Annotated in this window: 8 protein-coding genes; 7 read left to right on the top strand and 1 reads right to left on the bottom strand. The window is 47.7% G+C overall.

The window, feature by feature from the left end; translation table 11 throughout:
* Positions 1-353 (bottom strand): hypothetical protein (locus YWE_RS31090; RefSeq protein ID WP_029093823.1); only part of this gene is annotated, 353 nt, incomplete at its 3' end.
* Positions 354-618: 265 nt separating this feature from the next.
* Here YWE_RS31090 and YWE_RS0106665 point away from each other — a divergent pair.
* The 7 genes from YWE_RS0106665 (at position 619) to YWE_RS28940 (ending at position 11516) form a co-directional block, all read left to right on the top strand.
* A complete protein-coding gene (locus YWE_RS0106665) occupies positions 619-2154 on the top strand; it encodes a type I restriction-modification system subunit M (protein ID WP_029093822.1) in 1536 nt (511 codons plus the stop codon).
* Positions 2147-3355 carry a restriction endonuclease subunit S gene (locus YWE_RS0106660; protein WP_036015321.1) on the top strand — a complete coding sequence of 403 codons (1209 nt, stop codon included), beginning with the start codon at positions 2147-2149 and terminating at the stop codon, positions 3353-3355. The genes YWE_RS0106665 and YWE_RS0106660 overlap by 8 nt, the downstream gene beginning before the upstream one ends.
* On the top strand, positions 3355-4392 hold the full coding sequence (locus YWE_RS0106655) for a virulence RhuM family protein (protein WP_029093820.1): 1038 nt from the start codon (positions 3355-3357) through the stop codon (positions 4390-4392). The genes YWE_RS0106660 and YWE_RS0106655 overlap by 1 nt, the downstream gene beginning before the upstream one ends.
* A gap of 3 nt (positions 4393-4395) precedes the next feature.
* Positions 4396-7713 carry a type I restriction endonuclease subunit R gene (locus tag YWE_RS0106650; RefSeq protein ID WP_036015318.1) on the top strand — a complete coding sequence of 1106 codons (3318 nt, stop codon included), beginning with the start codon at positions 4396-4398 and terminating at the stop codon, positions 7711-7713.
* A gap of 10 nt (positions 7714-7723) precedes the next feature.
* Positions 7724-8518, top strand: coding sequence for a M48 family metallopeptidase (locus tag YWE_RS0106645; RefSeq protein ID WP_051323233.1), 795 nt, complete (start codon positions 7724-7726; stop codon positions 8516-8518).
* 45 nt (positions 8519-8563) lie between these two features.
* Positions 8564-9949, top strand: a complete 1386-nt coding sequence (locus tag YWE_RS0106640; protein WP_029093817.1) for a DUF6880 family protein — start codon at positions 8564-8566, stop codon at positions 9947-9949.
* Positions 9950-10328: 379 nt separating this feature from the next.
* Complete coding sequence (locus YWE_RS28940) at positions 10329-11516, top strand: YadA C-terminal domain-containing protein (protein WP_051323232.1); 1188 nt, start codon at positions 10329-10331, stop codon at positions 11514-11516.
* Positions 11517-11825 lie beyond the last annotated feature (309 nt).

Here is an 11825-nt window from a genome sequence, read left to right as displayed (position 1 = left end):
TCAGGCTCAGGCTCAGGCTCAGGCTCAGGCTCAGGCTCAGGCTCAGGCTCAGGCTCAGGCTCAGGCTCAGGCTCAGGCTCAGGCTCAGGCTCAGGGGTAATTTCTACCGGAATTATGGGGTTAACGGGCGGTTCTGGAATGATGACTGGTTCAGGTTCTTCTGGTCTTTGAGCGACCGGACGTTCGCTGATAATCCGGTTTTCCAGCAGCCAGTCGATAGCCCCTTCTTGCGTTTCAAAGCCAACACCGGAGATAAATTGCAGGTAGAGCTTGGCCCGGCTTAGTTGATCTTCTGTAATCAGATCCTGCAGGCGTAGCTGATTAAGCAATTCTGTTCTTTGGCTATCTGGCATCGTTGGCTGATTCCTTTCTTTGATTATTGTCCTTGGTGGTCTGAGGAAATATACCCTGTTTTGGTGGAGATGTTTATGGTTATGGCTGATGGGCAATGTAAGAACGGGGATGAAAACCGCCTCGGTCTGATGGTATCAATGCACTTTCCGCCGCTGGTGTCGACATTATGGGTAAATGGCTATTCTTACCGCGGGGTGATAAGGGTAGAATGACGGGCAGAGACAACCGGCGATAAATTTCGACACCCAAAAATGAGCTATTGCAATGAATGATAAAGTAAAACAAGACGACATTAATAAAGCACTTTGGGACGCCTGCGACACGTTCCGTGGCACCATCAGCGCGGATACTTATAAAGATTTTATCTTGACCATGCTGTTTTTGAAGTATATCTCCGACGTTTGGCAGGACCATTACGATACCTACGCCAAACAGCACGGCGACTCGCCGGAGTTGATTGAAGCGCTGATGAACAGCGAACGCTTCGTGCTGCCGCGAGATGCCAGTTACTACGCGATTTATGCCCGCCGTCATGAAGCCAAAAACGGCGAACGTATCGATCAGGCGCTGCACGCGATAGAAGAAGCCAACGGTACCAAGCTGAAAGATGCCGGTAAAAGCGTGTTCCAGGATATCTCTTTCAATACCGACAAGCTGGGCGAAGAAAAGCAGAAGAACGGTATTCTGCGTGAGCTGATTGAGCATTTTGACAAGCCGGAGCTCAACCTTAAGCCAAGCCGCGTTGGTACGCTGGACGTTATCGGTAATGCCTATGAGTATCTGATTAAGAAATTTGCGTCTAACGGCGGCCAGAAGGCCGGTGAGTTTTATACCCCGCCGGAAGTGTCGGACTTAATGTCTGAACTGCTCGACCCTCAGCCCGGCGATACTATTTGCGATCCGGCCTGCGGCTCGGCCTCGTTGTTGATCAAATGCGGTGCTCGGGTGCGCACCAATCATGATTCAAAAAGCTATGCGCTGTACGGTCAGGAGGCCATTGGCTCTACCTGGGCGCTGGCTAAAATGAACATGTTTCTGCACGGTGAAGACAACCACAAAATCGAGTGGGGCGATACTATCCGCAACCCGAAATTGCTGGATAAAAACGGTGATTTGATGCTGTTTGATATCGTGACCGCCAACCCGCCGTTTAGCCTGGATAAATGGGGCCATGATGATGCGGCAGCCGACAGGTTTGGTCGTTTCCACCGTGGTATTCCGCCGAAAACCAAGGGCGACTATGCGTTTATCTCGCATATGATCGAAACCCTGAAGCCCGCGTCCCGTGGAACAAAAGGCGGTCGCATGGGCGTGGTGGTGCCGCACGGCGTATTGTTCCGCGGTTCCAGCGAAGGCAAAATCCGCCAACGGCTGATTGAAGAGAACCTGCTCGATGCGGTTATCGGCCTGCCGGAAAAACTGTTTTATGGCACCGGTATTCCGGCGGCGATCCTGATATTTAAAAAAGACAAAATCGACAGCAACGTGCTGTTTATTGATGCCAGCCGGGAATATAAATCTGGTAAAAACCAGAACGAACTTAGTCCGGAAAATATCGCCAAAATCATCGCCACCTACCGCGAAGGCGGTAGCGTAGAGAAATACGCCTATATCGCCAGCCTGAAAGAGATTCAGGACAACGACTACAACCTGAATATCCCGCGCTATGTTGATACCTTTGAAGAAGAGGAACAGATTGATTTAGTAGCGGTGCGCGAACAGCGTCTGGCGTTAACCGCGCAGTTAGATGCGCTGGAAGTGGAAATGGCGGGGTATTTAAAGGAGCTAGGTTATGAGTAAGGTTCCGGCTGGGTGGGATATAAAACCATTAGAGGCTATCGCGAAAATCACTTCTGGCGGAACTCCAAGCAGGGCCAACTTAACTTTCTGGAATGGGAACATACCTTGGGTTACGACCGCTGAGGTGCATTTCAATGAAATTAAAGATACAAACGAAAAGATTACAAAAACAGGGCTCGATAATTCTTCAGCAAAAGTTTTTCCATCAGGTACCTTACTCATGGCTATGTATGGTCAAGGAAAAACTAGAGGACAAGTGGCTAAGCTTGGCATCGATGCATCAACAAACCAAGCATGCGCAGCTATTTTACTCTTAAAGGGATACAGCACAGATTATTATTATTTATATCTTGAGAGCCAATATGAAAATTTACGAGATATGAGTAACTCTGGTGGGCAAAAAAATCTTAGTGCAGGGTTGATCAAGTCCTTATTGGTACCGGTTCCCCCACTCTCAGAACAAACCAAAATCGCCCAAATTCTCTCAACCTGGGATAAGGCGATAGCCACTACTGAACAACTGATTAGCAACAGCCAGCAGCAGAAAAAAGCGCTAATGCAGAGTTTGTTGACGGGTAAGAAGCGGTTACCGGGGTTTGAGGGGGAATTAAGATTATATAGTTTTTCAGATGTTTCTAGGATTGATAAAGACAACCTTAATAACAAAACTCTTGGAAGTTTTTCCTTTAAATATATTTCTCTTTCTGATGTTAAAGTTGGCGTTATTGCGGAAAAATTGGAGTGTTTTACTTTCGAAAATGCCCCGAGTCGGGCAAGACGAATTATTAAAGAAGGCGACATTCTTTTAGCTACCGTTAGACCTAATTTGCAAGGATTTGCACGGATCGAAAAGCAACATGAGGATATGATCGCTTCTACGGGTTTTTCAGTTCTTTCACCAAAGGAATTATTTTGCTCTGATTACATCTATCACTATTTATTCAGTGATAGCCTTACTTCCCAGATAGATTCTTTAGTTGTTGGAAGTAACTATCCAGCGATAAATTCATCTGATGTTGCAAACCTTCAGATTCTTTGCCCTGATTATAATGAACAGATAAAAATTGCAGAGGTCTTGGATAATTGTGCCAATGTAATTGAAACCCTGCAAAAAAAACTGGCCTTTCTAAAACAGGAAAAAACCGCATTAATGCAGCAACTGCTGACCGGTAAACGCCGGGTGAAAGTGGAGGCGGCCTGATGGATGACAAGCGTGTGCCGCCAGCGCCTGAAGGTGAGTTTGTATTGTTTCAAAGCGCAGACGGTCGTTTGCAGATTGAATGCCGCTTTGAGTCGGATACGCTGTGGCTGTCTCAGGCGCTGATTGCTGATATTTATCAAAAAGATGTGCGCACCATTAATGAACATCTGATCAATATATTTAATGAGGGCGAACTTGAGCCCGCGGCAACTATCCGGAAATTCCGGATAGTTCGTTTAGAAGGCAGCAGAGAAGTCGCGCGACAGATTGATTATTACAACCTTGATGCCATTTTAGCCGTTGGCTACCGCGTGCGTTCAGCCCGCGGTACCCAGTTCCGCCAGTGGGCCACGCAAACCCTACAAGAATATGTGATTAAAGGCTTTGTGATGGATGACCAGCGGCTGAAAAACCCGCCGGTCGGGCAGTCCGTAGTGCCGGACTATTTCGACGAGATGCTGGAACGCATCCGCGATATTCGCGCCAGCGAACGCCGGGTCTATCTGCGCATTAAAGACATTTTTGCTATGGCGGCGGACTATCAGCCATCGGATAAAGAAACCACCCGCTTCTTCCAGTCCATCCAGAATAAACTACATTACGCCTGCACCGGCCTGACGGCGGCAGAAATCATTGCTCAGCGCGCAGATGCCGACCGGCCGGATATGGGGCTAACCAGCTTTAGATATGACAACGTACGTAAAACCGACATCACCATTGCCAAGAATTACCTGCGCGAAGATGAAATCGATCGGCTTAACCGCATTATCACCATGTGGCTGGATTACGCCGAAGACCAGACTAAACGCCGCCAGCAGATATTCTTAAACAGCTGGCAGGACAAGCTGACGCAGTTTCTTAACTTTAATGAGCTGGATATTTTACAGGGCGCAGGAAAAACCAGTAAAAAAGAGGCTGATGAAAAAGCCGGCCAGCAATATGAACGTTTTGCCGAGCAGCGCCGCCGCCTGAAAGAGGCTGAAGGGGCGACAGGCAATCTTGAGGCACTTTACGCTATCGTGCAGAAAAAGGACTAACCCATGCCGCAACCTGAGCTGCATACCCCGCCAAAGTTTGAAGAAGAGTACATTGCCAAATTACCCGCGCTGACGCTAATGACCAATATGGGCTGGTACTTTCTTTCGCCTCAACGGGCGATGCAAGCCCGTGATGGCAAACAGGAGCAGGTGGTATTGCGTGCAGAGTTGCGCCGGGTGCTGGAAACCCGCCGCTTCCATTACGCCGGTAAAGAGCATCCGCTGTCTGAAGCCTCTATCGAAAACATTATTGGTGAAGTGTGCAGCCCGGCGCTTAACGAGGGGCTGATTCAAGCCAATCAGCGGATGCACAACCATTTGCTGTACGGTATTACGGTCACCGAGTTTGTTGATGGTCGTAAAACCAGCCAAACCGTTGAGCTGGTCGACTGGAACAATATCACTAATAACAGTTTTCTGGTGACTGAAGAGTTTCGCGTTACCCGCACCGGCGGCATTGGTTCGTCGCATTATGATTGCCGCATACCGGATATCGTCGGCTTTGTGAACGGCATTCCGATGGTAGTGATCGAGGCCAAGCGGCCGGTCAGCCAGAGTAAAAAAGCCCCGACTCTCGAAGAAGGTATATCCCAAAACCTGCGTAATCAGATGAACGATGAAATTCCTCAGCTGTTTGTCTACGGCCAGATTTTGCTCTCGATTAACGGCAACGACGGGCGCTACGCCACCTGCGCCACCCAGCCAAAATTCTGGGGCGGCTGGCGCGAAGAAGATATCACCGATGCTGAAATGCTGGCGCTGAAGAATAAAAAGCTTAATGAACAGCAAATTTTCAGCCTGTTTAGCCACCGCAAACCGCAGGATTTAGCCTGGTATCAGAACCTGATCGCCGGTGGTCAATTAGCGGTTACCGGACAGGATAGGCTATTAATCAGCCTGTTATTACCCACGCGCTTAATGGATATGGTGCGCCTGTATACGCTGTTTGACAAAAAGGTTGGCCGGGTGATTGCGCGTTATCAGCAGGTATTTGGCATCAAGCGGCTGACCGATCGCATCAAACGACAGAATGCCAAAGGTGGTCGTGAAGGCGGCGTTATCTGGCATACTACCGGCTCGGGCAAATCGCTGACCATGGTGCTGTTTAGTAAAGCGCTGCTGCTGGATCAATCGCTGAAAGCCTGCCGTTTTATCATCGTGACCGACAGGGTGGATCTGCAAACTCAGCTTAGCAACAGCTTTGTGTCCGGCGGTGAACTGTCGGGTAAGAATGATTTCAAACTTGCCATGGCAACGTCGGGCGCGCGCTTGGCCGAGCAAATCGGTAAAGGCAAACAGCGGATTGTCTTCTCGCTGATCCAAAAATTTACCTCCGCCACTGAACTGCCGGAATGCTACAACGCCGACCCGAATATTGTGGTACTGATCGACGAAGGCCACCGCAGTCAGGGCGGTGAAAATCATACCCGTATGAAGCTGGCGCTGCCCAATGCCGCCTTTGTCGCCTTTACCGGTACACCGTTGTTGAAAGACGATAAAACCACCAACAAGTTTGGCCCGATCGTTCATGCCTACACCATGCAGCGCGCGGTGGAAGATAAAGCGGTCACACCGCTGCTGTACGAAGAGCGCAAGCCTGAGCTGAACGTCAATGAAAAGGCGGTGGATAGCTGGTTTGACCGTATTACTGAGGGGCTGAGCGAAGCACAGCGTGCCGACTTAAAGCGCAAATATTCCCGCAAAGGGGCGGTTCAAAGTTCTGACGATCGCATCCGGTTAATTGCGCTGGATATTGCCAATCATTTCAGCAAACACATTATTGACGGCCTGAAAGGCCAGCTGGCCTGTGACAGTAAGCTTTCTGCTATTAAGTACAAAAAGTACCTCGACGAAGCCGGGCTGTTTGAATCGGCGGTAGTCATGAGCCCGCCGGATACTCGTGAAGGTAATACCGGTATTGATGAATCAGCCCTGCCGGAAGTGTCTAAGTGGTGGAAGGATAACGTTGGCAGCCAGGATGAGCAGAAATATACCCGTCATCTGATTAACCGCTTTGATAAGGATAACCAGTTAAAGCTATTGATTGTGATCGACAAGTTGCTGACCGGCTTTGATGAGCCTAAAAATACCGTGCTGTACATCGATAAGTCACTGAAAGGGCACAACCTGATTCAGGCGATCGCCAGAGTTAACCGGCTGCATGATAAGAAGAAAGAGGGTTTGCTTATCGATTATCGTGGTGTGCTGTCCGAACTGGACACCACCATTGCTAAATATCAGGATCTGGCTTCACGCACTCAGGGCGGCTATGACATCAATGACATCGACGGCCTGTATAACCAGATGAGCACGGAATACAGGCAGTTGCCATTATTGTATAAAACCCTGTGGGCGATATTTGACGGCGTTACCAATACAAGTGATTCAGAACAGTTACGTCAGGTGCTGGTACCTAAAATGGAACTGCGCCACGGGGAGTTTGTTGATATTCACCTGAAAAAGCGTGAGGATTTTTACGAGGCGCTGAGTGCGTTTGCTGGCTGTTTGAAAGTCGCATTACAGTCCGCCACCTTCTTTGAAGATAGCGAATTCACTGACGTCAAACGCAATAATTATAAAGATACGGTCAGGCAGCTTTCTGTGTTGCGCCAGCAAATCAAAGAAGATGCCGGTGAAACGGTGGACTATGACCAATATGCCGAACAGGTAAAAAAACTGCTGGATAAGCACGTGGTCGGCGTTCAGGTCAAAGAGCCCGATGCCGTGTATGACGTTTCAAAAATGGGTAGGCAAAAACCCAAAACGCTGGATGCTTCCTGGTCAGAAGATAAAACCCGTAACGAAACTGATATTATCAAAACCCGCGTGACCAAAATGATTGAACAGGACCTGCATGACGATCCGTATGCGCGTGAACAGTTTTCGGCTCTGTTGCTGAAAACCATCGAAGAAGCGGAAAAACAGTTCGATCATCCTTCAAAGCAATACCTGCTGTATACCGAATTTATGCAGGACGTTGAAGACCGCCGGTTGCAGGACATTCCTGACGTTTTTGGTGGCAATAAGCATGCTCAGGCTTATTACGGGGTATTTAAAAAAGCCTTACCTCAGGTTTTTTCGCTTACGGATGAACAAGTCGAACAGAAATGGATAGCGTTGGCGTTTGAGATTGATACTGAGGTCGATCGCGCCGTGATGGAAAACTCGATTAATAGCCAGAATATCGAGGCGGCTATTCGTACTAGCCTGCTACCCACGTTGTTTCAGGCGTGTAAAGCGGTCGGTGCTGGGATCAATCAGGTGAATATGATTGTCGAAAGCGTGGTACAAATCACCCGCGTCGGTTTATCTGGCGTATAACGGAGAAATCATGAGCGTAAGAATAGTGATTCCCCGACCGCATAAGCATTCATCGAGTTTGTATTTTCACTATGGTGACGAGCGCATCTGTTTTGAAATCAATGCCCGGCGCAGTCAGAAAAGTAAGGTGCTGATCAAGGTACATCCGGATTGTCGGGTGCAGGTTGCCGCGCCTGAAAACAGTTCCGACGAAGACGTACTCGGTGCAGTGAAAAAGCGCGGGCGTTGGATTTGGCGACAGCTGCGCGAATTTCGTGCCCAGCAGGAGCACCTTACCCCGCGCCAATATATCAGCGGTGAAAGCCATTATTACCTTGGTAAACAGTACATGCTGAAGGTTCTGGTAGAACCGGAGGAAAAGCCACGGGTTAAAATGCTGCGCGGCAGGCTGGAAATTACCGTACGGGAGAAAAAACCGGAACGCATCCGCGTGCTGCTCAATGAGTGGTACAAAGACCGCGCTAAAGAGGTGTTTGCCAGAAGGCTAGAGGCTATGCTTGGGCAGGCGTTGTGGGTCAGTGAGCGGCCGCAATTACGTGTGCAAACCATGCAAACTCAATGGGGAAGCTGTTCACCGCAGGGGCGCATCACGCTGAATCCACACTTGGTTAAAGCGCCACGAGAAAGCATTGATTATGTGATTTTGCATGAGCTTTGCCACTTGGCAGAGCACAACCACAGCGCACAGTTCTACCGTCTGATGACACAGGTGATGCCGCATTGGGAGAAGATCAAAATCCACCTTGATGGCATGGCTGCCGAACTGCTTAATGGCAGTTCAGTGACATCATATTTTGACAGATAACCAATGCCGAATGCCTGTACTTTTGAATAGGGGAGTAACAAGCAAATGAAAAAACAAAATGCATTAATTAATGAACTCGCTTTATTGGATAGCGTGGTCTTAGCCGTATTTATTGCTTCAATCTATGGTAAAGACAAAATGCTGGACACAAAGATAGAGCGGCTTTTGCTAAAAAAAGATACCAGCGCCTTAATCAAATCACTTAAGAAAAATATAAAGTCTTTAAGTAAAGATAACTATTTCTACCGATATTACCAGACTATCGAGTTGGCGAGAGACGTTCGCCAACTGCTGGTGGAAATTGAGAACCACATTTTACCCACCTCTCCCGATCAGGCTTTTCAACTGGCCGATGATCTACTGGATACCGCAGAAAATAGCCTGGAACGGTGCGATGATTCTGATGGTTTGGTGGGCGACGTTTATCAGGATATCTGTTTATTATGGTTGAAAGCGGCGAGTCAGAGCTCGGTACCGGCTACCGGCTGGGTACCTGTGGTCAGATCGTTAGTCGATAATAATGATTATGGTGTGCTTGATCCTATATTACCTAATGCTCATCTGCTGCTTTCACCAGATGAATTACGCCAGTTGGCGGCGTATTACGAAAATGGATTGCGCGCATCATTAAAGAAGAAAGAGTGTGAATTTAGTGATACTCGTTGGTCTGTGAACCTACAGGGTGTAGCTGAAGCGTTAAAAGACCCGGAGATATATAAGCTGGCCACCTTGCTGGTAAGCCCTTTGCCGAACGTGATGCAAATAGAACGTATAGTTAATTTCTGCATTCGCTGTGGTGCTTACGATCAAGCGATGAAATGGTTGGAGGATGATTGGGGTTCTGTTGGTTGGAAAAAGCCAAATGCCATACGTTTATCACTATTAGCCGATTGTTATTTGGGGCTCAATCAGCCGGAAAAACGCCTAGACACATTAATTAAATTGATGAATGTGGAACCGACATACGAAAATTTCCAAATGTTAGTGCCTTTGGTTTCTGACGATCATATCGATAAGCTGCGCAAGCAATTAATTGCTTCAGTTTTGAATGAATCTGAGCTTTATGATCAATTAGATCCACTGCTTAAATTGAAGGAATATGCTAAAGCTCAAGCATTGGCAATAAAGGGCGCTGATGAAATAGCCGAGTGGCATTACACCCAGCTACTTTCATTGCTGGATAACACGCCTGAAGATGGCTGCATTGTTCGTATTATCCTGCTGCGTAGCTTAGCCGATGATATTTTAGACCAAGGTAGAAGCCCGGCTTATCACCATGCCGCTAGTTATTTGCAGCAGTTAGATAAGTTGGATGACAAAGTGGCTAGCTATGCTTCTCTCCCCTCTCACGCCGACTATATGGCGAAAATTCAAGTAAAACATAAGCGAAAATCGAGTTTTTGGCCAAAATACAACTCAGCGCAAGATTAACTGGCTGATTTTGTAGTTCTTCAGCCTCACCATCATGGTGAGTGATAGTGAGGCTGGTAATAACCGTTAATAAAGCAATATATTTCACTATGTAAAATAACATTGCCCTATTAAGTTAAAAACAACGCTTATTAGCATGAATATACAAAAATTCATAATGAAATAGTTTCATTTTCAAACTATTTCAAACATGATTTATGTCAATATTTCGCGATGAAAATAAACTTATTATCCCCACGCTTTAAACAACTGTGCAAGCTAACAGCATGACATGGCGTCACCAATACGTTGAGAAACATCCCTCAAATCACACAGGCATCAGTGGGCTTTAATCTTGTCAATAACTGGCATCCATTCAAAATAAAGGCGCACACCCAACATGAAGTCCAAAATAATTCTCGGTGCATTACTGATGACATCAATGACATCAATGGTAGCAAATGCTGCACTGACCGGTGCCGATCTGGCTGCAGCTAATGCTTATCTTGCCCGCTACCCTGAAATTTCGAGTAAAGCGCCCTGGATTAGAGATGCCATTCTCGGTGCCAATAGCCTTCAACAGGCAAACGATCAGTTGAAAGGAAATAGCTATTACAATGGCTCGGTGGTTGTGCCTGTTAATCAGATCTCTGTTCTGACATCGGTACCGGCATTAACGTTGACCGATTCGAGTGATGTAAATAATCCTGATAATAGTGTGCCCGTAAGCCTAACCCCTCATCTGGACGGCGAGCACGGCGATGTGGCAACGCTGCGTTATCAGGCTGAGCAGCGCCATTACGCTGATTTAGCGGCTAAGCGTGACCTTCGGGTGAAGAAAGAGGAATTTAATGATAGCCATACGACTGACCACGATAATAGTGTGCCCGTAAGCCTAACGCCTCATCTGGACGGCGAGCACGGCGATGTGGCAACGCTGCGTTATCAGGCTGAGCAGCGCCATTACGCTGATTTAGCGGCCAAGCGCGACCTTCGGGTGAAGAAAGAAGAATTTAATGATAGCCATACGACTGACCACGATAATAGTACGCCCGTAAGCACAACCCCTCATCTGGACGGCGAGCACGGCGATGTAGCAACGCTGCGTTATCAGGCTGAGCAGCGTCATTATGCTGATTTAGCCGCCAAGCGTAACTTTAAACAAAAGGCCACTGAATCCAATACGGTTAACGCTATTCAACGTACACAGGATGTAGTGAATAACAACGCCGATGCCTTAGTGGCGACCCAGTCGGTGGTTAGGCAAAACGCCAGAGTTTCTAGCAGCAATTCTCAGCGATTGAATAACGTTGAAAGCCACCAGAATCAGCAAGACAGAACAATCTCTGATAATAAGAAGCATGCGTCAGCGGGCATCAGTGCCGCATTTGCACAGGCTAATATTCCACAGGTGACGGAGTCTCAGCGCTTCTCTATGGGAGCCGGGGTTGGGACCTATAACGGTGAGCAGGCTTTGGCCGTCGGGGCTTCTTTCCATGCTTCGCAAAATACCATTGTGAAACTCACGGTATCTGATGATACCCAAAGTAACGTTGGCGCTGGTGCAGGCGTGGCCATCGGTTGGTAAGCCTTGGCTTAGGTAAGTGCAATCAGTATCGATAGTGACTAAGAATAGATGCCGATTATGCAGCCGAAATTTGTACTGAAATCAAATTAGACTACTTTGCCATCAATCTGAGGTGTCGATTGGCACCTCAGATTAAGTAATAACTATCGCTGTAGAATTAGTCGTTATAGTCGATAGTGAGGTGAATAGAGCGTCCATCTGAACACCGTCACGGTATGGCGATGCAGGGAATGGGGCAATGGCATTTTTGCAGGAAAATTTGAGATTCTGGAAATGGCTCGCAAAAAGCGAATGGTGCTAATGTTCCGA

It is taken from the genome of Budvicia aquatica DSM 5075 = ATCC 35567 (genome assembly GCF_000427805.1).
GTDB lineage: Bacteria > Pseudomonadota > Gammaproteobacteria > Enterobacterales > Enterobacteriaceae > Budvicia > Budvicia aquatica.
This window is presented reverse-complemented; position numbering and strand designations above follow the sequence as displayed.